Origin of the sequence: Stenotrophomonas sp. EMP41, assembly GCF_047495535.1 — a bacterium.
Classification (GTDB): Bacteria; Pseudomonadota; Gammaproteobacteria; order Xanthomonadales; family Xanthomonadaceae; genus Stenotrophomonas; species Stenotrophomonas sepilia.
This window is the reverse complement of record NZ_CP179923.1, coordinates 2,271,648-2,294,701: the sequence shown is the minus strand read 5'-3', so window position 1 is coordinate 2,294,701 and position 23,054 is coordinate 2,271,648. Positions and strand designations below refer to the sequence as shown.

20 protein-coding genes and 1 tRNA gene are annotated in these 23,054 nt (G+C 66.1%); 10 read left to right on the top strand and 11 right to left on the bottom strand.

The features are described 5' to 3' along the window. The first annotated feature begins 28 nt into the window (after positions 1–28). Together pheA and aroA are read left to right on the top strand one after the other, a co-directional pair. Positions 29–1,228, top strand: a complete 1,200-nt coding sequence (gene pheA / locus ACMGRF_RS10575) for a prephenate dehydratase (protein WP_049414995.1) — start codon at positions 29–31, stop codon at positions 1,226–1,228. A gap of 76 nt (positions 1,229–1,304) precedes the next feature. Continuing rightward, positions 1,305–2,612: a 3-phosphoshikimate 1-carboxyvinyltransferase gene (gene aroA / locus ACMGRF_RS10570; RefSeq protein WP_099486602.1), complete on the top strand. Its 1,308-nt coding sequence runs from the start codon at positions 1,305–1,307 to the stop codon at positions 2,610–2,612. A 115-nt stretch (positions 2,613–2,727) separates the two neighbouring features. Here aroA and ACMGRF_RS10565 read toward each other — a convergent pair whose 3' ends face one another. Both ACMGRF_RS10565 and ACMGRF_RS10560 read right to left on the bottom strand, forming a co-directional pair. Continuing rightward, positions 2,728–3,300 carry an energy transducer TonB gene (locus ACMGRF_RS10565; protein ID WP_049415000.1) on the bottom strand — a complete coding sequence of 191 codons (573 nt, stop codon included), beginning with the start codon at positions 3,298–3,300 and terminating at the stop codon, positions 2,728–2,730. 121 nt (positions 3,301–3,421) lie between these two features. After that, positions 3,422–4,060 carry an energy transducer TonB gene (locus ACMGRF_RS10560; RefSeq protein ID WP_049415002.1) on the bottom strand — a complete coding sequence of 213 codons (639 nt, stop codon included), beginning with the start codon at positions 4,058–4,060 and terminating at the stop codon, positions 3,422–3,424. Positions 4,061–4,173: 113 nt separating this feature from the next. Between ACMGRF_RS10560 and serS the strand changes: the two genes are divergently transcribed. Beyond that, a complete protein-coding gene (gene serS / locus ACMGRF_RS10555; protein WP_414485212.1) occupies positions 4,174–5,454 on the top strand; it encodes a serine--tRNA ligase in 1,281 nt (426 codons plus the stop codon). A 51-nt stretch (positions 5,455–5,505) separates the two neighbouring features. Here serS and ACMGRF_RS10550 read toward each other — a convergent pair whose 3' ends face one another. After that, positions 5,506–5,853, bottom strand: a complete 348-nt coding sequence (locus ACMGRF_RS10550) for a ligand-binding protein SH3 (RefSeq protein WP_099486598.1) — start codon at positions 5,851–5,853, stop codon at positions 5,506–5,508. A gap of 135 nt (positions 5,854–5,988) precedes the next feature. Next, positions 5,989–6,576 (bottom strand): FMN-dependent NADH-azoreductase, encoded by a 588-nt coding sequence (locus ACMGRF_RS10545; RefSeq protein WP_049415010.1) that lies wholly within the window; start codon positions 6,574–6,576, stop codon positions 5,989–5,991. 127 nt (positions 6,577–6,703) lie between these two features. Between ACMGRF_RS10545 and ACMGRF_RS10540 the strand changes: the two genes are divergently transcribed. Both ACMGRF_RS10540 and ACMGRF_RS10535 read left to right on the top strand, forming a co-directional pair. Further along, positions 6,704–7,696 (top strand): LysR family transcriptional regulator, encoded by a 993-nt coding sequence (locus ACMGRF_RS10540; protein ID WP_005410175.1) that lies wholly within the window; start codon positions 6,704–6,706, stop codon positions 7,694–7,696. A gap of 155 nt (positions 7,697–7,851) precedes the next feature. Next, positions 7,852–7,941 (top strand) — tRNA-Ser (locus ACMGRF_RS10535). Between the two features lie 43 nt (positions 7,942–7,984). Here the strand turns inward: ACMGRF_RS10535 and ACMGRF_RS10530 are convergent. The 3 genes from ACMGRF_RS10530 to ACMGRF_RS10520 all read right to left on the bottom strand — a co-directional run bounded on the left by ACMGRF_RS10530 (position 7,985) and on the right by ACMGRF_RS10520 (position 12,392). Then, positions 7,985–8,470, bottom strand: a complete 486-nt coding sequence (locus ACMGRF_RS10530) for a DUF6713 family protein (RefSeq protein ID WP_414485211.1) — start codon at positions 8,468–8,470, stop codon at positions 7,985–7,987. 27 nt (positions 8,471–8,497) lie between these two features. After that, a complete protein-coding gene (locus tag ACMGRF_RS10525) occupies positions 8,498–11,251 on the bottom strand; it encodes a UvrD-helicase domain-containing protein (protein ID WP_099486548.1) in 2,754 nt (917 codons plus the stop codon). Between the two features lie 151 nt (positions 11,252–11,402). Continuing rightward, on the bottom strand, positions 11,403–12,392 hold the full coding sequence (locus tag ACMGRF_RS10520; protein ID WP_049415016.1) for an MDR family oxidoreductase: 990 nt from the start codon (positions 12,390–12,392) through the stop codon (positions 11,403–11,405). 101 nt (positions 12,393–12,493) lie between these two features. On the opposite strand from ACMGRF_RS10520, the gene ACMGRF_RS10515 reads away from it, so the two are divergent. Further along, complete coding sequence (locus tag ACMGRF_RS10515; protein ID WP_049415019.1) at positions 12,494–12,847, top strand: winged helix-turn-helix transcriptional regulator; 354 nt, start codon at positions 12,494–12,496, stop codon at positions 12,845–12,847. Positions 12,848–12,901: 54 nt separating this feature from the next. Here ACMGRF_RS10515 and ACMGRF_RS10510 read toward each other — a convergent pair whose 3' ends face one another. Continuing rightward, positions 12,902–13,351 (bottom strand): DUF3592 domain-containing protein, encoded by a 450-nt coding sequence (locus tag ACMGRF_RS10510; protein ID WP_049415020.1) that lies wholly within the window; start codon positions 13,349–13,351, stop codon positions 12,902–12,904. 632 nt (positions 13,352–13,983) lie between these two features. Between ACMGRF_RS10510 and ACMGRF_RS10505 the strand changes: the two genes are divergently transcribed. The 3 genes from ACMGRF_RS10505 (at position 13,984) to ACMGRF_RS10495 (ending at position 16,685) form a co-directional block, all read left to right on the top strand. Continuing rightward, positions 13,984–14,391 (top strand): hypothetical protein, encoded by a 408-nt coding sequence (locus ACMGRF_RS10505; protein WP_049438017.1) that lies wholly within the window; start codon positions 13,984–13,986, stop codon positions 14,389–14,391. A gap of 76 nt (positions 14,392–14,467) precedes the next feature. Beyond that, on the top strand, positions 14,468–15,331 hold the full coding sequence (locus tag ACMGRF_RS10500; protein WP_262223105.1) for a hypothetical protein: 864 nt from the start codon (positions 14,468–14,470) through the stop codon (positions 15,329–15,331). A 31-nt stretch (positions 15,332–15,362) separates the two neighbouring features. Beyond that, entirely contained in the window at positions 15,363–16,685 is a 1,323-nt protein-coding gene (locus ACMGRF_RS10495; RefSeq protein WP_414485210.1) for an XVIPCD domain-containing protein, read from the top strand. A gap of 51 nt (positions 16,686–16,736) precedes the next feature. On the opposite strand, the gene ACMGRF_RS10490 is transcribed toward ACMGRF_RS10495, so the two are convergent. After that, complete coding sequence (locus tag ACMGRF_RS10490) at positions 16,737–18,878, bottom strand: TonB-dependent siderophore receptor (RefSeq protein WP_414485209.1); 2,142 nt, start codon at positions 18,876–18,878, stop codon at positions 16,737–16,739. 73 nt (positions 18,879–18,951) lie between these two features. Then, positions 18,952–19,596 carry a TetR/AcrR family transcriptional regulator gene (locus ACMGRF_RS10485; protein WP_099495548.1) on the bottom strand — a complete coding sequence of 215 codons (645 nt, stop codon included), beginning with the start codon at positions 19,594–19,596 and terminating at the stop codon, positions 18,952–18,954. A gap of 82 nt (positions 19,597–19,678) precedes the next feature. Between ACMGRF_RS10485 and ACMGRF_RS10480 the strand changes: the two genes are divergently transcribed. Continuing rightward, positions 19,679–21,202 carry an FAD-dependent monooxygenase gene (locus ACMGRF_RS10480; protein WP_414485208.1) on the top strand — a complete coding sequence of 508 codons (1,524 nt, stop codon included), beginning with the start codon at positions 19,679–19,681 and terminating at the stop codon, positions 21,200–21,202. A gap of 7 nt (positions 21,203–21,209) precedes the next feature. On the opposite strand, the gene ACMGRF_RS10475 is transcribed toward ACMGRF_RS10480, so the two are convergent. Continuing rightward, on the bottom strand, positions 21,210–22,913 hold the full coding sequence (locus ACMGRF_RS10475; protein WP_414485207.1) for an ATP-binding protein: 1,704 nt from the start codon (positions 22,911–22,913) through the stop codon (positions 21,210–21,212). Positions 22,914–23,054: the final 141 nt, after the last annotated feature.

Genomic DNA, 23,054 nt, shown 5'->3' with positions numbered 1-23,054 from the left:
GGTGCGTGCCCCGCAACAGGGAATTCCGATGGCAAGCAGCAAATCCAGCAAGAAGGCGCCGAAGAAGGCCGAACCGGCCAAGGACAGCGTGCCCACCAAGGCGAAGGGCAAGGCCAAGGCCACCTCCAACCCGGCGCCCACGTTGGCGCCGCTGGCGCTGGCCGATGTGCGCTCCAAGATCGATCAGATCGACCGCGACATCCAGAGCCTGATCGCCGAACGCGCGCGCTTCGCCCACCAGGTCGGCAAGGCCAAGGGCAAGCTGGCCGCTGCCGTCGACTACTACCGCCCCGAGCGCGAAGCGCAGGTGCTGCGCATGGTGGTGGACCGCAACGAAGGCCCGCTCAGCGACGAGCTGCTGGTGCATGTCTATCGCGAGATCATGTCGGCCTGCCTGGCCCAGCAGGAGCCGCTGAAGATCGGCTACCTCGGCCCGGAAGGCACCTTCAGCCAGCAGGCGGTGCTCAAGCACTTCGGCCGCTCCGCGCTGGGCCTGCCGATGGCCAGCATCGAGGAAGTGTTCCAGGAAGTGGAAGCGGGCAACGCCGATTTCGGCGTGGTGCCGGTGGAAAATTCCGGGCAGGGCACCATCCAGATCACCCTGGACATGTTCCTGACCTCCAACCTGAAGATCTGTGGCGAAGTGGAACTGCGCGTGCAGCAGTTCCTGATGTCGCGCAGCGGCCGCATCGAGGACATCGAGCGCATCTACGCGCATCCGCAGTCGTTCATGCAGACCTCGGCCTGGCTGCGCGCCAACCTGCCGAAGGCCGAGAAGATCCCGGTGTCGAGCAACGCCGAAGGCGCGCGCCGTGCGCGCAACGCCGACGACGCGGCGGCCATCGGCGGCGAGAGTGCCGGCCACGTGTACGGGCTGAAGAAGGTGGTCACCAAGCCGATCCAGAACGATGCCGACAACACCACCCGCTTCCTGGTGGTGGGTCGCAACATTTTCCCGACCTCCGGCCACGACCGCACCTCGGTGCTGGTGTTCATCCATGACAAGCCCGGTGCGCTGTTCGACGTGCTCAGCCCGTTCGCCCGCCACGGCATCAGCATGAACCGCATCGAATCGCGGCCGTCACATCACGGCAAGTGGGAGTACGGTTTCTTCATCGACCTGGCCGGCCACATCGACGACGCGCCGATGCAGGCCGCGCTGGCCGAACTGGAAGCGCACTCGGCGCAGATCAAGGTGCTGGGCTCCTATCCGGTGGCCGTGCCCTGAGTGCTGCTGCGGCGGCAACAGCCGCCGCTCCCTGATGCATCGCCGGCGCTGCCGGTGTTTACGGAATGATCGAACGATGAGCAACGCGCAACACTGGATTGCCCGCAAGGGCCAGCCGCTGCAGGGCAGCCTGACCATTCCCGGCGACAAGTCGGTCTCGCACCGCTCGGTGATGTTCGCCGCGCTGGCCGATGGCACCTCGCATATCGAGGGCTTCCTGGAAGGCGAGGATACCCGTGCCACGGCGCGCATCTTCAGTCAGCTGGGTGTGCGCATCGAAACGCCCAGCCCGTCGCAGCGCGTCGTGCACGGCGTCGGCATCGATGGCCTGAAGGCGCCGGATGCACCGCTGGATTGCGGCAATGCCGGTACCGGCATGCGCCTGCTGGCTGGCCTGCTGGCGGGGCAGTCGTTCGACTGCACGCTGATCGGCGATGAATCGCTGTCCGGCCGCCCGATGCGCCGCGTCACCGGCCCGCTGTCGCAGATGGGCGCAAGGATCGATACCCAGGACGACGGCACACCGCCGCTGCACGTGCATGGTGGCCAGACGCTGCACGGCATCGATTTCGCCTCGCCGGTGGCCAGCGCGCAGGTCAAGTCGGCGGTGCTGCTGGCCGGGCTGTATGCGCAGGGCGAAACCTGCGTGACCGAACCGCACCCGACCCGCGACTACACCGAGCGCATGTTGTCCGCGTTCGGCGTGGACATCGCGTTTTCGCCGGGCAAGGCCCGCCTGCGCGGTGGCCAGCGCCTGCGCGCCACCGATATCGTGGTGCCCGCCGATTTCTCTTCGGCCGCGTTCTACCTGGTCGCCGCCAGCATCATTCCCGGCTCCGAGCTGCGCCTGAAGCAGGTCGGCCTGAATCCGCGCCGCACCGGCCTGCTGCACGCGCTGCGCCTGATGGGAGCGGACATCACCGAAGAGAACCCGGCCGAGCAGGGCGGTGAGCCGGTGGCGGACCTGGTGGTGCGCTACGCCCCGTTGAAGGGTGCACGCATTCCGGAAACGCTGGTGCCGGACATGATCGACGAGTTCCCAGCGCTGTTCGTGGCGGCCGCGGCCGCCGAGGGCCAGACCGTGGTGAGCGGTGCTGCCGAACTGCGGGTAAAGGAATCCGATCGTCTTGCCGCGATGGCCACTGGCCTGCGCGCGCTGGGCATGCAGGTGGACGAAACTGAGGATGGCGCCACCCTGCACGGCGGGGTTCGGCTGGGGAGTGGCACCATCGAAAGCCACGGCGACCATCGCATCGCCATGGCATTCGCCATTGCCGGCCAGATCAGTGATGGCGAAGTGCGTATCAATGACATCGCCAACGTCGCGACGTCCTTCCCGGACTTCGACGGCCTGGCGCGCAGCGCCGGCTTCAACCTGGCCTGACCGGCCGATCAGGTTTTCCGGTAGGTGCCAACCTTGGTTGGCACGCTTCTCCGCAACGCATAAAAGGACGGAGGCCGAAGCCTCCGTCTAAACATCACGAACCCCTCGTCCGCGATCAACGCTGTCCGGTACGGAAATCCACCGGGACCCGCACCACACTGGCCACCGCACGGCCTTCGTGCATCGCCGGCTGGAACTTCCAGTTCTGCACGGCGCTCAGCACCGCGCGATCCAGGTCACGGCTGCGCTCGCCGCTGCGCGAAACAATCGCAGCATTGGTCACCTGGCCGCGGGCATCGACATTCAGGCTGGCGATCACGCTGCCCTGCACGCCATTGCGCAGCGCGGCAGCGGGGTAGGTCGGCTTGCTGTTGCCTGCCAGCGGGCGCGCCTCGCGATTGCGTACGGCAGGGGTGGCCTTGCGCTGGTTGCCGGCCGCTGCGGCCTGGCGGGCCGCAGGCTGCTGTACGTCGGCGACCGGCGCCTGCTCGGGGGCGGGCAGCATGCGCTCGCCGACCGGTGCCGGCGCCACGTCTTCCTGGTTCGAGTGACGCAGCCAGAGCAGCGCGGCAGCAAACATCGCCACGATCAGCGCGATCCACATCCAGGGTGACGTGGGCTTGTGCTGTTCGCTGGCATCGCGCTGCAGCTGCGGCGAATGAAGGTCTTCGTGGGTGGTGGCGGTCATCGCGAACTCCTTCCGTCAATTGGACGATGGGGGAGAGTGTTGCGCGAGCCAGCGGCGTGAAGTGTCAGCGTTGCGTCAACGCGACCGGCAGGGTTCAGTTTGCCTGCCGGGAAACGTTCAGTTACTGGGTCTTGAAGTCGAACGGCACTTCAATGCTGCCCGGTACGGCCTGGCCGTTGCTCTGTGCCGGGGTGAAACGCCAGCGGCGCACCGCTTCGGTCGCGGCACGGTCGAGCTCGCGTGAGCCGCTGCGCTGGATCACCGTGGCATTGTTCGGATAGCCGGTGGCATCCACATCCACGCGCACCACCACGCTGCCGGTCTCGCCGGCGCGCAGCGCGGCGGCCGGGTAGGCCGGCGGTGGCGACTGGCCGGCAATCGGCATCGGCTGGCTGTTGCCCGTGGCAGCCGGCGCGGGAGCCGGTGCGGCCGGGGCCGCTTCGGCGACGGGCGCCGGCGGTGGCGGCGGGGTTTCGACCAGCTTCGGGGCTTCCTCCTCGACCGGGGCCGGCTTGGCATCGGGCATGTCGCTGGAACCGGCGGCCGCCGCCAGCGGTTCGGGCAGCGGTTCCACCTGCGCCGTCTCCTGCGGGGTCTGTGCGGCCGGGTCGGCGCGGAAGAATTCCTTGTCGCGACCGGTGAACCAGACCAGCACGAACAACAGCACGCCCACGCCGAAGGCGATGCCCGCGATCTTCAGGGCGTTGCGCGGGATATGCACGGTAAACGACTTGGCGGACGGCGAACGGGGTGCAGACATGGACCGGACCAGTACGGAATGCCCCGATTCTGCCACGGCGGGAATGAACCGGGCGGCAGAAATCCGTATAACAAGCGATAATCCCATCCCTGATACCCACCACGACACCTGCCATGCTTGATCCAGCCCTGCTCCGCCACCAGCCCGCCGACCTCGCCGAACGCCTGCGCACCAGCCGTGGCTTCGAGCTCGACGTGTCTGCCCTGGAGTCCCTGGAGGCGGATCGCAAGAGCATCCAGGTGCGGACCCAGGAGCTGCAGAGCCTGCGCAACAGCCGTTCCAAGGCCATCGGCCAGGCCAAGGCCAAGGGCGAGGACGTGTCGGCCATCATGGCCGAGGTCGCTGCCTTCGCCGACGAGTTGAAGGCCTCGGAAGTGGCGCTGGACGAGCTGCGCGAGAAGATCGAAGCGATCTCGATGGGCATCCCGAACCTGCCGGCCGATGACGTGCCGGCCGGGGCCGACGAGAACGACAACGTGGAGCAGGCGCGCTGGGGTACCCCGCGCCAGTTCGACTTCAAGGTGCTCGACCACGTCGAACTGGGCGCCCGCAATGGCTGGCTGGACGGCGAGACCGCGGCCAAGCTGTCCGGTTCGCGCTTCACCGTCCTGCGCGGCCCGATCGCGCGCCTGCACCGCGCCCTGGCCCAGTTCATGGTCGACCTGCACACCAGCGAGCACGGCTACGAGGAAACCAACGTGCCGCTGCTGGTCAACGCCGATTCGCTGCGCGGCACCAGCCAGCTGCCGAAGTTCGAGGACGACCTGTTCAAGACCGCCGTGGGCGACTCCACGCGTTACCTGATCCCGACCTCGGAAGTGCCGCTGACCAACATCGTGCGCGACGAGATCGTCGACGCCGAGCGCCTGCCGCTGCGCATGACCGCCCACTCGATGTGCTTCCGTGCCGAGGCTGGCAGCGGCGGCCGCGACGTGCGCGGCATGATCCGCCAGCACCAGTTCGAGAAGGTCGAGCTGGTCTCGATCAGCCGCCCGGAAGACAGCGAGGCCGAGCACCAGCGCATGACCCGCTGCGCCGAAGTGGTGCTGGAAAAGCTGGGCCTGCCGTACCGCAAGGTGCTGCTGTGCACCGGCGACATGGGCTTCTCGGCGGTGAAGACCTACGACCTGGAAGTCTGGCTGCCGTCGCAGGAAACCTACCGCGAGATTTCCTCGTGCTCGAATTGTGGTGATTTCCAGGCTCGCCGCATGCAGGCGCGCTGGCGCAACCCGGCCACCGGCAAGCCGGAACTGGCGCACACGCTGAACGGCTCGGGCGTGGCCGTCGGCCGCGCGATGATCGCGGTGATGGAGAACTACCAGAACGCCGACGGCAGCATCACCGTGCCGGAGGCCCTGCGCCCGTACATGGGGGGCCTGGAAACCATTGGCTGACAGCCGGCGCTTCGCGCTGCCGCCCGAGCATAGGCTCGGGCGCTACCGGGTTTATGCTGCCCGCAGCTTCTCCAGCGGTACCCATCCCGGTTCGCCGGTCTCCGGCACGCACCACGCCCAACCATTGAGGGTGCGCAGCCCGCGCAAGATCTGCCCGGGGTCCACATCCAGCTCCCGCGCGCAGTAATCCTCCGTGGCATAGGCGTCACCCTGCGCATTGCGACCGATCACCGGCGCCGGCACGAAACCGGGCTGCTGCCCTTCGGCTTGGCACAGGAACCAGTCTTCCCAGCCCTCCGGGCCTTCATAACGTTCGCCCACCACCAGCGCCTGGCCACGGCGCAGGGTGATCGGGTGCGGAAATTCGCTGCGGTGCGCAGCCGTCACGATGTAGTCCATGGCCCCAGCCTAACGCGCCCACAAAAAACGGCCCCGCAAAGCGGGGCCGCCAGGGTGGGCCGGGATGGGGGAGGGGATCCCGGCCCGCGCTCAGCGCCCAGACGAGGAGAGAGGGGCGCCGAACGTTGGAACGCTTTACGCCGCGACGGCTTCGGCCAATTCGTGCGACGGCAGTGCCGCCAGAGCACCGGCGATGGCGTCTTCACGGTGCTGCGGCGAGTAGGCGATGCCTTCGGCGCGCACGAACTCGACCTCGTTGATGCCCATGAAGGCGAACACCTGGCGCAGGAACGGCTCCTGGAAGTCGGCCGGCGAGTCGGTGTAGATGCCGCCACGGCTGCTGGCGATGATCACGCGCTTGCCACCAGCCAGGCCCACCGGGCCGTTCTCGGTGTACTTGAAGGTGCGGCCGGCCACGGCCACGCGGTCGATCCAGGCCTTCAGCGTGGACGGAATGCTGAAGTTGTACATCGGCGCGCCGATCACCACGATGTCGGCCTCCAGGAACTGCTGCATCACCTGTTCAGCATCGGTCGCCTCGGCGGCGTCGGTCCTGGCCAGCGAGCTGCTGCGCAGGTGCGGTACCGGATTGGCGTCAAGATCGCGATAATCGACCTGCAGGCCATCGATCTGGCTGGCGAAGCGGGCGACCACGGCGGCCGACAGCTGGCGCGAGACGGAGTTGTCGCCAAGCACGCTGGCGTCGAGATGCAGAAGCTTCATGGCAGTCACCTATGTTCTGGGAGGAAGGGGCGGGGTGGCCCCGCCGACGGAGAGAACGATAGGTTGTTGCAAAGGCGGAATAAAGGTGGTTGAATGCCACGTATTGTTCTAGATATGGAACTCGGGTATGCATGACCTGAATGACCTGTACTACTTCGCGATGGTGGTCGACCATGGCGGATTCGCCGCCGCCGAGCGCGCACTGGGTATTCCCAAGTCGCGCCTGAGCCGCCGCATCAGCCAGCTGGAAACCGACCTGGGCGTACGCCTGCTGCAGCGCTCCACGCGCCGTTTCGCGGTCACCGATGTCGGCACCAGCGTGCATCGCCATGCGCAGACGATGCTGGCCGAGGCCCAGGCCGCCCGCGAAGTGGTGGACCGCCTCAGCGCGGAGCCGCGCGGCGTGGTGCGCGCCAGCGTGCCGGTGTCACTGGCGCAGATGCAGCTGCCCAAGCTGCTGCCCAAGTTCCTTGAGCAGTACCCGAAGGTGCGGCTGCAGCTGAACATCAGCAACCGCCGCGTGGACATCATCAACGAAGGCTACGATGTGGCTCTGCGCGTGCGTTCGCGCCTGGATGACGACGGCAGCCTGGTGATGCGCAGCTTCGGCCAGGTGCAGGAACTGCTGGTGGCCAGCCCCAAGTACCTGGACCGCGCCGGTCGCCCCAAGGACCCGGAAGAGCTGACCCAGCACGTCACCCTCAGCATCAGCGAAGACGAAGCCCGCCAGCGCTGGGAACTGCATGGCCCGGAAGGCGAAGTGCGCCGGGTCGACCTGCAGCCGCGCGTGGCCGGTTTCGACTTCCCGCTGCTGCAGAGCATGGTGAAGGACGGTTTCGGCATCACCATGCTGCCGGAAACCGTGTGCGCCGACGCCGTGCGCAACGGCGAGCTGGAAGTGGTGCTGCCGGACTGGTCGCTGCCGCAGGGCGTATGCCACGCCGTGTTCGCCTCGCGCCGCGGCCTGCTGCCAGCGGTGCGCGTGTTCATCGACTTCCTGGCCGAGCATCTGCCGCCGCAGCTGGAGGCCTCGCGCCTGGATTGCGGTGGCGCCTGTGAAAAGGCCAAGGAGCGGATCAAGGCCAGTGCACTGGGTGCGCTGGCGGTGGATGCCGGCTGAGAGGTCTTGAAGGCAGCGCCGGGCGATGTCCGGCGTTGCTGTTCTACGGCGAAGGCCCCACCGTGCCGGATGCGGAGGGCAGGGGCATGGTGGTCTTGGGCAAATGCCCGTCACGTGCGAGAATACGGCGCTGCCCGGGCGACCGGGACCCGATTGGAGAGATGGCCGAGCGGTTTAAGGCACCGGTCTTGAAAACCGGCGAAGGGTCAAACCTTCCGTGGGTTCGAATCCCACTCTCTCCGCCAGTTGATTCAAAGAGCCCCTGGATTCAGGGGCTTTTTCGTCTCGTCAGTCCACGCCATCGATCTGCACGCGAGCCGGGGTAGCACGGCGGCCTTGCATGAGGAGCCCGACGCCGGCCACGAGGCAGGCCGCCAGCGTTGCGATGGAGAGCGGAAGCAGGAACTCGTCACGACCGGCCGCGGCGAAGCCCACATGAATCATGGCGGTGCCGGCGCCAACTGTCCCGCACAGGCTGGCATACGCCCGCGCGGAGGGCTTGGCCAGCACAACCTGGCGATAGCCATGCAGCAGGGCGCCCACAGCGATCAGGTTGAAAGCCAGAAACCCCTGGATGCCGCCGGGAACGCCGAACATGGCCCACTCGTGCCAGAACGCTGCATCAATCTGGTGCAGGACCAACGCCAGCAGTGTTGCCAGATACCACCGTTCCATGGGGTCGTCCATTTGAATGTCGGCAAAGTCTAGCAGCCGGAGTGAGTAGTCGATCTCCGCCTGGGCGAAGCTCACGGTGACGGTGAGGGCAGTGCGCACATCGCCAGGAAAGCGCAGAGAATACGCTCACCCACGACGCCCACCCTTCGGCTTGTTATGGCACAACGGGTAACTCGAGCACGACCGGAAAGCCCCATGCGGCCCATTCCGGTCCACGAACACGCCCACCCTGCACACCGGGCAGCGCTCTTCGTGGATGGCCGCGCCTGAAATCGCGGTCACTTCCACTGCTCCGTCCTTCACCAGCTCATCCAGGAACGGCGAGTGCCTGCCCTGCAGGGTGAATATCGCAACCGATCGTCGCGCACGCGTCAGCGCGACATAGAACAGCCGCCGTTCTTCGCTCAGCGGATATGTATCGCCATCCGGCATTGCCAGCGATAGCACCGGGTCATCCGCGCGCAGGCTCGGGAAGCTGCGGTTGATCATGCCCGGCAGGATCACGTAGTCCGCCTCGCGTCCCTTCGATCGATGGGCGGTCAGGAACTCGACGTCCATCGTGCTGCCAAAGGCCCTCTTCCAATCCGAAGGCACTGCACCGCGATCCGCGCGATACCGCCCCAGAACAAAGACCGTCACGCGTCCATTGCGCCCCTGCGCCACCGCGCCTGACAACAGTTGCTGGTGCAGCTTCGAAAGGTACTGGCGAACGCCATCCTGCACCTCCTCACGCCGGTTCATCTGGAACGTCTGCAGCACCGGGCCCACTGCCGGCGCAGCAGAGCGGACCTTCTTGGCCATCTGCGCGGGGTTGCGGCTGATGAAGCGGCTGGACACATCACACAGTGCCTGCGGGCAGCGGAACGTCTGCTCCAGTTTCAGCACCTGGCCATGTCCCATCCATTCACGGAAACCGGTCATCACCGAAACGTCGGCGCCAGCGAAGCGATTGATCGACTGCCAGTCATCGCCCACCGCAAACAGATGGCGGCCCGGTTGGCTGACCAGCGCACGGCAGAGGCGCGCACGGGCGCGCGAGGCATCCTGGAATTCGTCGGCCATCACCAGATCGTAGGGTGATTCATAGTGGCCCTGTTCCAGCAACCCGGCGGCCATGTTGAGCATGTCTTCGAAATCGATGCTGCGCTCGTCAGCCAGTGCATTGTCCCAGGCCTGGAAAACCGGCCGGGCGATCTCCAGGAAGCGCCGGTAGCGTTCCTTGAACTGATCCTCGGGCATCTGCCGCAGGCGCGCCGCCATATCGTCCAGCGTCAGGCAGTTGCTCTTGGCATGCGCAATGAAGGTGCGCATCAGGCCAATCAGGTCTGCGTCCGGCATCGGCTTGGCGCCCTGATCAGGCAGCTCGCGGTCCGGGTTCGGGTCGAGTTCGACGCCAGACGCACCCAGCCGCTCGGCAAGGTGTTGCAGGGCCTGTCCACTGCGCAGGCCAAACGAGGTCGTCTCGACCAGGGCAGTGCCGCGCGCCATATGCCGCTGGCGCTTCCAGTGCATGCCTTCGCTGTAATCGGCAAAGTGCTGCGGCGGCTGGCCATCGGCATCCAGCGCGAAGTGCTCGTGATACAGCCGGGCGTCCGGGTAGTAAAAGTCTGGACGATACTGGCGGTGGGTGTCTGTCGCGGTATCGAACTCGTAGCGCCGCTCGTAGTCATACGCCACGCCGTTGTAGAACAGCCAGTCAGCGATCACGCACTCTTCCAGGCTCTTCACCCGCTCGCCCTGCAGGGTACGCATGTAGGGCGCACCATCGCGGTCGTAGCCATCGGCCATCATGTCGGCACCCAACGGCGGAAGGTCGCGTCCGAACACCAGGCGGAACATGTCCCACTGGGTGCGGAAGTGGGTCGAGCGGTCCTTCAGGTCGTCCACCAGTTCGGCCAGCTTGTTGAAGCCCAGCGTCGCGTCGATCGCCCATTCCGGGATATCAGGCTTGCGTCCCGTGGCCTTGGCGATGATGGCCAGGCCCAGGGCGTGGAAGGTCCGCGCCTCGACCACGGTGTCGCCCATGCCGAGCCGGCCGAAGCATCGCCGCGCGCGCTCCTCCAGCTCCTGGGCGGCATCCTTGTTGAAGGCGAGCATCACGATCCGTTCGGGTTCGACAAAGCCGCGGTCGATGGCATAAGCGGCCTTGGCGACCATCGTGGAGGTCTTGCCCGAGCCGGCCGCGGCCACGACCTGCACCCGGTTGTCGAAGCAGATGACCGCGCGGGCTTGTTCCTCGGTCAACGGTCTGCTCTCGACCCGGTCCAGGAAGGGCTTGGCCAGACCCAGTTCACGGGTCGCCATTGCCTCATTGGCGTTCGCCCACACGGCGGGCCAATCCAGCTGCCAGTCGTTCAGCGCGTCCAGCGCCATGCGGTGGCGGTGCGCGTGCAGGTCGTCATGCACCTCCTCGTCGAGGAACAGCTGCTCGAGCTCGGCTGGCGGGAGGGGCAGGGTGGGGCGGTCGGCCAACAGCGCCTGCTGCTGTTCGTGCGTGATCCAGCGGCGGCCGGTGGTGCCTCGGTCGGTAAGCGCATCTGCCTCGGCCAGCCACGCCTGGATCTGCGCCAGAACGCGCTCAAACAGTGCCTTGCGCCCCCGCCTGGAGCGCGCGAAAAGCACGTGCTGCACGGCAGCCGCAAGCCGGGAGCCCTGGCTGTTGGGCAGCCCATCCACGGACAGTGCCTCACCGCGCTCGGTCGTCAGTTCGACCCGGGACCAGAGTACGCCGCGAACGACCCGCACGCTGTGTTCGTTCGCCACATGCTGGCGGTACTGCCTGCCGTCGATCAAAAGCGCGAGCTGTTCGCCATCCAGCCGCAACTGCCAGTCCGGCGAGCGGGTCACACGCTGGCCCCAGCCCGAGGGGCGCCATTCCATAGACATCCAGATACTGCCTTGCGTACGTCAACGGGCGTAAAGGGCCCTTGCCGCCCCATGATAAGGCGGCTTGGCGTGGCACGTTGCGTTTTCCGGTCAGTCGCGCGCGTGAGCCAGCGATGCCATTGCACCCTCGCCGGCGCGGCAGGCGTCAGGCGTTCACATCCACAACGATGCGGCCGCGCACCTTGCCGGGAATGATCTGCTCATAGACATCCAGTACCTCGGCGAGGCCGATCTGCTGCACGGTGCTTTCCAGCTTCTGCGGGTCCAGGTCAGTTGCAAGCCGATCCCAGGCGCGCTGGCGAACCTCTTGTGGGGCATTCACCGAATCCACGCCGGCCAGGGTCACGTTGCGCAGGATGAAGGGCAGCACCGAGCCGTGCAGTGCATCGCTCTGGGCCAGGCCACAGGCGGCCACGGCACCGCGGTACTTCGTTTCGGCGATGGCATTGACCAGCGTTGGGCCGCCGGCCACATCCACCACGCCGGCCCATCGCTCGGCACTCACCGGCCGCTCGCGCGGTTCGGAAAGCTGCGCACGATCGATGATCTCGGCAGCACCCAGGTTGTGCAGATAATCAGCATGCTCCGGGCGTCCGGTGGCGGCCACCACGCGATAGCCCAGCTTCGACAGGATCGCCACCGCAATCGAGCCGACGCCGCCATTGGCGCCGGTCACCAGCACATCGCCCTTGTCGGGCGTCACGCCGGCATGTTCCAGGGCCAGCACGCACAGCATGGCGGTGTAGCCCGCGGTGCCGATGGCCATGGCGTCGCGGGTGCTCAGGTTGCCGGGAATCCGGTTGAGCCATTCGCCGCGTACGCGGGCGCGCTGGGCCAGGCCGCCGTGATGGCCCATGCTCAGGTCCCAGCCATTGAGCACGACGCGGTCGCCTGGCGTGAAGTCGGCCCTGCTGGATTCCAGCACCACGCCTGCCAGATCGATGCCGGGAATCAGCGGAAACGTCCGGATGATCGGACTCTTGCCGGTGAGCGCGAGCGCATCCTTGTAGTTGAGCGTGGAGTACTCGACCTGCACCAGGACGTCACCGTCCATCAGATTCGCCTCATCGAAATCGACCAGCTCGGTCGAAAGCTGGTTGTTCGTCTTGCCGGTCAGCAGGGCTTTGAACGTCATGGATGGCCTCACATTCATGGGATGGGGCCATGCTAGGCTCGTGCCTCTATTGCAACAAGAACGATGATTTTCCGTAGGTACTATGGTTTTCCGGAGTATGCATGCGTAGCAAGCGTTGGGATGGCAAGAGCGGGTGTGCGGTGGAAGTCACGCTGTCCGTGATCGGTGGCGTGTGGAAGCCGATCATTCTGTTTCACCTGATGACCGGCAAGCGGCGTTTCATGGAACTGACGCGGCGGGTGCCCAATGCTACCCAGTCCATGCTCACCAGCCAGCTGCGTGAACTGGAAGCCGATGGCGTGGTGATCCGCCACGTGTACCCCGAAGTGCCGCCGAAGGTGGAATACGAGCTGTCCGAGTTCGGCCGCACGCTGGTGCCGGTGCTGCTGGCGATGCGCGAGTGGGGCGAGACCTATCGCGGCCATGGAAGCACGGAAGGCGATTGCCAGAGTTGAAGACACTTTTGGCTCTGCGCGAGCGCATTCTGGATGCGCCCGCGCCTGGATGGCTCAGGCCGGCTGCGCTTTCCGGCCCTGCACCACCCGGGTGGCCAGCAGCGCCAGGGTGACCAGCCCGGAGGCGATTGCCAGCCACAACAACAGCAGGGAGTTGTCCGTTTCGCCAACGGCCATCGCCACGGACGGGTCTTTGGCGTTGTAGCGGATATCAATCTCTTCCGCCTCGTCGGTGGCACGCATCCGATTGCCAAGGTCGTTGGAGACCGCGATCTTCTCGACGCGTGATTGGCCGTCTTCGGTTTCGAACTCGACATTCAGGACGAAGTTGCTCTTTCTGCCCCTTTTCTCATCCCAATGCACCTCGGTGACGAGGCCCACTGCATCGCGCCCTTCGGCACCGTCAGTGAGGGCATGACGGTGATGGTCGTTGTAGGCGGCCACGGAAAGTGCGACCGCCACGCCGGCGGCAACAAGAATGTTGCGCCAGGAAGTGAATTCCATGATGAGCTCCTGATCCATTGAGGTCGGCGACTATAGTCATCACCTCGCGGATCTCGTACGAAAACGGTGTGGCGCAGACATTCCGTTGTGATCGGGTCGCGCTCGAATGTGCCTGTGGGCTCCTCTACGCAAGCGTTCCCGGTGTGTATCCAGCGCGGAACGCCTGTGCTCGAGCTGAAGACGGAGGCCGTGCGTATTGCGACTTTCTGCGCGACCGCCATAGCCGGTGTGTCGTGTTCGGCTTGATGTGATCCTTGCGTAGCGTGCGCAGGCAGGCGCGATATACCAACGAAGCGCGTCAGTCGGTGGGCGGTTCGCCATCTCGTGACGCAACCAGCGTAGGAACGCGTCAGCGCGGACTTTTCCTACTTTGCATCGGCGATGGAGTGCGCCCATCATCGCCGCGCCAAGGCACTCGCCCTGGCCGGGATTGGCGTCCCGAACTTACGTACCGCTACCGGTCGCGATTGCAGCCGAAGCTGCAACCGCGACAATGCACCGCCCACCGGCTCATGGTGGACGGTGCGTGGGGATCTTCCGATCCGCCGGCTTTAGCGGTACGTATCCGGCACGCCAACCCGCACCGTCCGCCACCTTGCATCTGCAGGTGGCCACATCGTGAGGTTGCCGTCATGCCCGAACGTCTTCCCGACCATCCCCGCCTGCACGCGCTGCTGGGTGCCGCCGTGCGCGATCTTCCAGCTGCCTTGGCCGAAACGCTGGAGGACGCGCTCCGCGAATCCGCCGAGTTCGTTACCCCATCGGCGTTCTTTGCACATCTGAAAGGCCACGGCAGGAACCTGCGTGCCGATGGCGAGGCCTGGAGTGAAATGTGCCTGAGCCCCGGCCGCGCCTTCGACATGGCCCTGGCGACCCGAAGCGTTTCGGGCATCACGGCGTTGACTGCGGTGCTGCACGCTGCGCATGTGGCGCGGGAGAGCGACGATCCCGCCTGCTGTCCCTCCGCCGCCGTGGTCGAGGGCCTGTTCAATGCCTGCCAGGTGCTGTCACTGCAGGTGGAGCGCTGCCTGGTTCCATGAAGGGCTGCGATGCGGTTCCTGTTCCGTTGACGCCCGGTTCCCTATAGTGGCGCTGGAACCCTGCAATGGAATGCCCATGCACGTGATGTCCCCGAGCCGTTGCCTGGCGCTTGCACTTGCCGTCGCGGCGAGTGCTGGCGCGTGTGCGCGGCCGCCATCCACCGAACACGAAAGGAATCCCGCCATGTCCGGCGCAACGCAGACCGGCCGCACGATCAACGGTCACACCTATACCGACGCCCCCGTGGACGTGAAGCTGGGGCCGAACACCTTCCGCATTCCGGCCAACTACCTGGACAGCCAGATCGCACCATGGCCGGGCGAGGGCGTGACGCTGGTCATCGAGTGGCCGGACATGAAGCCGACGGCGCCGGGTGCGCGGGCCAATCCGCGTACGAATGATTTCCGGAAGGAGATTCCCATCCGGATCAACTACGTTGATCGCGTTCCCGTTGAAACACTGCTTTCAAGGCTGTCGTCAAATGAAGCCATCACGGAGGACGGCTCTGTGGAAAGGGAGGATCCCAGGGATCGTCTCGATCAACGCGTTGCAAAGCCGCAGATCTTGGGCCTGACGCCCTATGCAATCGATGAAGCGAAGATGGTGGTGTACGCGAAGCAGTATGAGGCGCGGTACGGGAGGCCGCCTGTGCGCAATCCCGCCTACGAGAGAGACTGGTACATCGCACGGCAGGGTGACGGCCGGATCAGCTCATTCATCAAATGTGACGGCGAGGAATTCCGACGCGACGGCGTGCGGCTGGAGGGGCGCGAGGTGATCAGTGAGCCAGGGGAAGTGGCCGCGGGCTGCGTTCATTACTTCGTGGACATCGACAACAAGCTGTCCGTCAGCCTGGACTACAAGAGAGCGTTTCTGAAGGACTGGAAGCGCATGGAAGAGGCCGTCAGGGACATCATCGCGCGCACCCGGTCCAAGTGATCGGTGATTCAAGGAAGAGAAGGGGCAGGGTATGAGTGGATTGACCGAACGCGATCTAAGCATCCTTGGCAGCTATGCCAGAGACGGCAACCGCGAGCTTTACTGGAACTACCTGTCGCAACTGCCGGGAGCCGATGGATACGGGACACTGGCACTGGGTGTTGTACGCAATGACAGCCTGCCGGGACGCGTCGCGAACGCGTATGCACAAAGCTACGCAAAGACCCAGCAGGAAGAGGGATCCCGGTTTTCAAATGCACAGTTGACGGAGCGGCAATGGGAGTCCTTTGGGCAGACCCTGCTCGAAAGAGATATTGAGTTGCGGCAGCAGTGGATGAACGAGCGCCGTCCAGACCTGGCACTGAATCTTCCCGGCAAGGACGTGATGCTGGCTCACGACCGCGCATTTGAACGGCATGAACTCGATCCCAACTGCTGGACGCCGCGCGTGTTGCTGCAGGCGGCTGAGCAGAAGAGCGGTCCCGAGAAGCTGGAACAGATCTGGACCAACATGCTCAACAATGACTACGCCGGAGGCCCGCGCGTAGGCAACACCAGTGTCGATGCCATCAGCCAGATGGGATGGACGAAAGGCGGCCAGTACCTGACCCGGTTGAGCGTGCTGGAAGCCACCCAGGCACTGGAAGGGCGCTCGGCGGTCGATCCGAACGTCATCGGTGGCAACAGCTACTACGCGATGTACTTCGAAGCGGACAGGAAGTGGGCCAGTGTCAGCGCGGGTGGCGGCCACGTGTCGATGCGCGAGATTACCGACCCCGCACGCATCGCCGAGCTCAACGACGCGCGCGAGGTTCGTCTGGAGCGCCAGGAAAAACGCACCCAGTTCCACCCGGACGACCCGTACCGGACCATCACCCGCAGCCCGCTGACCGCAGCCGTGGACGATGTGCCGGATCCCGCGCAGGCACCGACCCGCCTGGCCGACATTGGTCCCGGCCACCGTGAGTACGCACTGCTGCAGCAGGTGCGCGAAGGCGTGGCCGCGATCGATGCCCGCGCCGGGCGTACCCACGACGAGAACAGCGAGCGCCTCGTGGCGAGCGTGATGGCTTTGGCCCGTCGCAACCAGCTTGAGCGCGCCGACCATGTGCTGCTGAGCACGCAGACCGCCGAGCATCCGGCCGGCCGCAACGTGTTCGTGGTGCAGGGCGAGATGAGCGATCCCGCGCATCTGCGTGCCAGCATGCCTACCGATGTTGCGGTGCAGACGCCGGTTGCACAATCCCTGCAGCAGATCGAGGCTGCCAGCCTTGAGCGCCAGCAGGCGGCCATGCAGCGCCAGCAGGATATCGATCTGCAGGCGCGCGAGAGTCACGCGATACGCATGGGGTGACCAGGCCAGGCGCCGAGCCGAGCGTGGGCACGGCGCTACAGGAGAGGCTCGTCAGAAGCTGTAAGCCGCCTGCACGTACACCCGTCGCGGCTCGCCCGGGAAATGCCCGTTGCGCTCGATGAAGCCGCTGGCCGCGTACACCTTGTCGAACAGGTTCTTGACGTTGGCCTGGAACTGCCACTGCTTCCACGTGGTCTTCCAGCTCATGTCGAATACCGTGTAAGCCTTGACCGTCTGCCCATCCAGGCTGACACGCTCGCCCACATGGTCGGCGCCGAAGCCGATGGCCGAATTGATCGACGGCAGGTCGTAACGTGTCCACAGGCCGATCTTGTTGCGTGGCGCATTCGCGAAGCGGTCGCCGGACGCATTGGTGATGCCGTTCGGTCCGGCGTCCTTCACCCGTGCGTCGTTGTAGGCGTAGGTCAGGTTCACCACCCAGCGCTCGGTCACGTCGGCCAGCAGGTCCAGTTCCATGCCCGTGCTGCGTACCAGGCCCAGCGCGGCCAGCTGGTTCACGCCGTCCCGCACTTCGCCGGTGGCCTGCACGATGTTGCTGCGGTCGATGCGGTAGGCCGCCATGTTCAGGGTCACGCGGTCGGCCAGCAGGGACTTCATGCCGACTTCCCACTGCCTGCTGCGCTCGGCGTCGAACGGGCCACCCGCTGCCGGGTTCTGGTTGGCCGCGCTCTGCGGCACGAAGCCGCTGGCGATGTTGGCATACAGGTTAACGCCGTCCCGGACGGTAAAGGTGCTGCCCAGACGCCAGCTGAGCGCGTTGCCATCCACGCTGTTGCCGCCCATGCGGTCCTCATCCTTGAAGCCATCCCAGCGCAGTCCGGCCAGCACGTGCCAGCGCGTGCCCAGCGCCAGCTCATCCTGCAGATAGCCGCCGTAGCGCTTGCTGCGGGTGGCGGTGCTGCGCCACGGCAGGGCGGCCAGGTTGTAGTCATGCCAGGTGCTCGCGCCATAGACCGGGTTGAACAGGTCGATGCCGCGCACCGGGCCGGCGCCGCGTGCCAGGTCGGCACTGTTGGCGGTCTGCGCGGTGAAGTCGGCGTCGAGCTGGTACACGTCGGCGCCGAACAGCACCTTGTGTTCGATACGGCCGGTGTTGATCCGCCATACGGCATTGCCGCTGGCGGTGAAGGCCTCGTTGTCGCGGATCTGGTTGCGCAGCTGGCGCGTCATCCATTCGGCTACGCCGTCGCGGTCACGATCAATCAGCCCCATCGGCTCGTGGTACATCTGGTGCTCGTTGTTGCCGAACCAGCGCGCAGCAATGTCCACGTCCAGCGTATCGAGCGGTGCGAAGCGGTACTGCGCCAGTGCAACCCTGGCGCGCATGTCGAGGAAGTCGCTGGCCTCGTTGTGGTTCCAGCGCCGGTCGGTCAGGAAGCTGCCGGCATCGTTCACCGGCACGCCGCGCAGGCGGTTGCCGCCCAGGTTCTGGGTGATGTCGGTGAACTGCAGCACCAGCTCGCCGGTCTGGCCAACGTCGAAGGCCAGCGAGGCGTCGCCGATCACGCTTTCGCTGTCGGCATTCCAGCGCACGCCCTGCTCGCTGTCGGCATAGAGGCCGGCGCGATAGCGGATGCTGCCGCTGGCATTCAGCGGGCCGGTGCCTTCGATCGACCCGGCGCGGAAGTCCTTGTCGCCTGCCTGCAGCTCGATGCGGCGTTCGGCCCGCGCCTTGGGCTTGCGCGTTACATAGTTGATGACGCCGCCCGCATCACCACCGCCGTACAGCGCACCGGCCGGACCCTTCAGCACTTCCACGCGTTCGATGTTGAACAGCTGCGGCACCGAGAAGCCGGCATAGGGATCACCGCGCAGGCCGTCGTAGAGCACGTTCTCCTGGCGGAAACCGCGCAGTGTGACGCCGGCATAGCTGAAGAAGCTGATGCCGCTGATGCTGCGGTACAGATCGGTGACCTGGCGCGCGGCCTGGTCGTCGATCAGCTCGCGCGGCACGACCTGGATCGACTGCGGCACCAGTTCCAACGGGGTATCGGTGCGGGTGCCGACGGCCGCATCGTTGGCGCGGTACAGGGTCTGCGCGCGGCCGCGGACTTCCACTTTGTCCAGATCCTTCGGGGCATCAGCGGAGGTCTCGGAGGCCAGTGCAGGTGTAGCCAGGGAAAGAGGCAGCACCAGGCAGAGGGCGTGCTTGAGCGGGGTTGGAAGCGGCATGAGGGGGTCGGGGCGGGCTGCAAATGAGAAATATTAGCATTTGCAACGCTTCGTGACCTATCCCCCGAGTGCGCTATGGACGCAGGCCCGGGTCGGTATATGGGGTGCCGGCCAAGGCCACCAGCACGCCGGTGCCACCGCGCACGATCAGCTGCAGCATCGCCTGGCGCGGATCCTCGCCCTCCTGCTGGCTGGCCAGTCCGTTCTGATAGGCCGCCACCATCGACGCCAGCAGCATCGCCGCACCCAGGCGTGCCTCGGCATCATCCGCCGACCGCCCGACGGCGCTGGCCATCAACTGCGCGAGGTCGTCGGCCAGCTGTGCCTGCAGCCGTCGTGCATGTGCCACCAAGGCCGGGCTGCCGGCCACCGTGGCCCAGAAGGTCGCTGCACCGGCATTGATCCGCAACAGGGGATGGCCGCTGTCGAGCAGCTCCCTCACCAGCGACTGGAAGGCGGCCAGCGGAGTCATGCCGCAGCGCGCAGTCATGCCCTCGCGCAGCAACGCCCGCGCTTCCTCGTCGCGGTCGAATACCAGGTCCTCCTTGCTGGCGAAATAGTTGAAGACTGTCTTGCGCGAGACCCCGGCGGCCTCGGCGATCTCGGACATGGACACGGCTTCGAAGCCGCGGCGGATGATCAGTTCGGTGGCGACGTCCGAAATGGTCTGTCGGGTCTCGGTCTTGCGCTGCTCGCGGCGGCCCGGAGGCGGGGTCATGGGCGGCTCACTTGTGTAAAAGTACACCGAGTGTAACATTGGCGTCGCCAGAGCGCCGCCCCGGGGCTGACAGGGAATTGCCATGTTGTACGACGTCGTCATCGCCGGGGCCGGTCCGGTCGGTCTGTTCCTGTCCGGCGAACTGGCCCGGGCCGGCTGTTCGGTCATGCTGCTGGAGCAGGCTCAGTCACCCGATTCACCCCTGAAGCGCTTGCCCTTCGGCCTGCGCGGCTTGAACGCACCCACGCTGGAGGCAATGGACCGACGCGGCCTGCTGGACGCGGTGGCCGCCCGCCAGGTGCTGAAACCGGACAAGGGCGCGCCGCCGTCCGGCACGGCCCACTGGCTGGCGCAACCTCGTCCGTTGGGAGGCCACTTCGCCGGCATTGCTTTTGCTCTGGATGACGTGGACAGCGCGCGCTGGCGTGATCGCCTGCCGACCCCGGTACCCACCCGGATGGCGGTGGAGCTGCAATCGCTCGAGGCGGTGCTGGCCGCGCATGCAGCGTCACTGGGTGTACAGATCGAGCGTGGCTGCACAGTGCAGGCGGTGCGCGCACACGAAGCACAGGTGGAGGTGCAGACCTGTCGCGGGCTGATGCGGGGCCGCTGGCTGGTCGGTTGCGACGGCGCCCGCAGCACCGTGCGCAAGCAATCGGGCTTCGTGTTCGCAGGGACCGCGCCGGAGTTCACCGGGTACACGCTGCAGGTTGAACTGGCGGACCCGTCGGTGCTCGTCCCCGGGCGTCAGTTCACCGAACACGGCATGTGCAATTTCAATCCGCCGGGCATGCTGGCGCTGGCCGATTTCGACGGTGGCGCCGGCCATCGCACGCCGCTGGACCGGCACACCGCCCAGGCGCTGCTGCGGCGTGTGTCCGGGCGAGAGGCAACGATCACGGCGTTGCATCTGGCCACCACATGGACCGATGCCGCGCGCCAGGCCACGGCCTATCGCAGCGGCCGCGTGCTGTTGGCCGGTGATGCCGCGCACATGCATTCGCCGTTGGGCGGGCAGGGGCTGAACCTCGGCATCGGCGATGCGATGAACCTGGGGTGGAAGCTGGCCGCGGTGGTGCGAGGTGATGTGGCAGAGTCGCTGTTGGACAGCTATCAGGCTGAGCGCCATCCGATCGGCGCCCAGGTGCTCGACTGGTCACGTGCGCAGGTGGCGTTGATGCGACCAAGCCCCGGGCAGCGCGCGCTGGCGGCGGTCTTCGCCGACCTGGCCGCGACCCGCGACGGCGCCACCTATCTCGCCGAGCGGTTGTGGGGCGTGGCGCAGCCACCGGTGTTCGATGGCGGCCACCCGCGGGTTGGCCGAAGCGTGCCTGACGTCCATCTGGCCGATGGCCGCCGCATGGGAGAGCTGCTGCGTGCAGGGCAGGGCGTGCTGCTGGGGCTCGATACCGGCGATTCGCTCGGTCCGATCATTGAGCGCTGGCAGCGGTCAGTCACCTGCGTGATGTCCACGGCGCGCGACACGCTGGGACTGGGCGCCGTGCTGGTCCGCCCCGACGGTATCGTCGCCTGGGCCTGCGATGCTGGCGGTGACACGTCGGGGCTGGAGCCTTCGCTGGAACGCTGGTTCGGTTCGCTGCGATGACCGCCCGCTAGGGCGACGCCACCACGGCCTGCGCGCAGCGCCCGGCTTCGGTCATCACCGAGGCCAGCTGTTTCAATGAGTAAGGCTTGCGCAGCAGGGTGAAGCCATGGCCAGGGTCCCGGGCCAGCAGTTCGCTGTAGCCGCTGGTAAGGATCACTGGAAGCCCAGGCAGGCGGCTGCGGATGGTACGGGCCAGATCCAGGCCGTTCATGCCAGGCATCACTACGTCGCTGAACACTACATCGAAGCGGGAGGCATCCCGTTCCAGCTCGACCAGGGCCTCGTCCGCATTGCGTGCAAGGACCACGCTGTAGTCGAGTTCGCGCAGGGCGCCGACGGCAAATTCGGCCACATCGACGTTGTCTTCCACCACCAGCACGCAGACACCGTGACCATGCTGCAGCCCCGGTAGCGTCGCCGGCCGTTCCGTCATTTCTCTCGCCTGCGCCAGCGGCAGGTACAGGGTGAAGCGGGTACCGGCGCCCGCCTGGCTCTGCACGTCCACCTCGCCTTCTGACTGCTTGACGAAGCCGAACACCTGGCTGAGGCCGAGGCCGGTTCCGGCGCCGACGCTCTTGGTGGTGAAGAAGGGCTCGAAGATGCGGTCGACGACGGCGGGGTCGATGCCTGCTCCGGTGTCGGTCACGCTGATCGCGGCGAAGTCGCCCTTCATCGGCGCGGCGAAGCGCACCGAAGGCACGGCGGTTACCTGCTCCACCTCGATGGTCACCCTGCCGTGTCCCTCGATCGCATCGCGCGCATTGACCGCGATGTTGATCAATGCAGTGTCCAGCTGGGTCCGGTCCAGCAGCACCGGCAACGGCGTGCCGGGCAACGTCAACGACACCTGGATGCGTGCACCCAGTACCGTGGTGATGATGTCCGAAAGCGCGTGCACGCTCTCGCAGAGATCGAAGACCTCCGGCGACAGGCTCTGGCGACGCGAGAACGCAAGCAGTTGCGCGGTCAGCCTGGTGGCGCGGTCCGAGGCTGTGGCAATGGCCTGGATGTAGCGGCGCCGGGTGTCGTCTGACGGCCACGTGTGCAGGAGCATGTCCACCGAACCGGTGATGACCTGCAGCAGGTTGTTGAAGTCGTGGGCTACACCGCCGGTGAGCTGGCCGATCGCCTCCAGCTTCTGCGACTGGCGCAGCTGCTCGCGGGCGCGAACCAGTTCCAGATGGGCCTCCCGCGCCTGCTCGGTGATCGCCGCGACCTGGCGGCTGTGCAGGTCGCGCTCGATCACCCGTTCGGTCTGCTCGCTGACCACGCACAGGATGCCGGCCACACTGCCGCAGCCGACGCGCAGCGGCGAATACGAGAACGTCCAGAATGTTTCACGCAGCGTGCCGTCGCGATCCATCATCAACGGGAGGTTCTTGAAGCTGCGGCTGGTGCCGGCGAAGGCATCGTTGACGGCCTTCGCCACGTCCGGCCATACGTCCGCCCAGACATCCTCCAGGCAATTGCCCATCGCGCCGTGCAGTTTTTCCCCCAGCAGCGGCAGGTAGGCATCATTGAAGAAGAACGCCTTGTCTTCCTTGCCCCAGGCAAGCCACAGGGGTTCTGGCGAATCCAGGATCATCGCCAGCAACATGCGAAGTTCGGCGGGTGCGCTTGCGGCAGTGGCCGAGCGGGCCCAGTCACTGTCCTGCAGCAGTCGGTAGGCGAGCTGATCAGGTGCAGAGACTGGCAGGGGAAAAGGATGCATGGCCGCCATTGGCGCAGGAAGGTGGCGCAGCATAGCCGAGCGCATGTCATGACGCTCTGCACACCGCCGGCATGAAAGGCCCCGCCACTTCGCCGTCGACGTGGCAGGGATGCACCCTTTGTCCCGCAGATTGGCGCTATC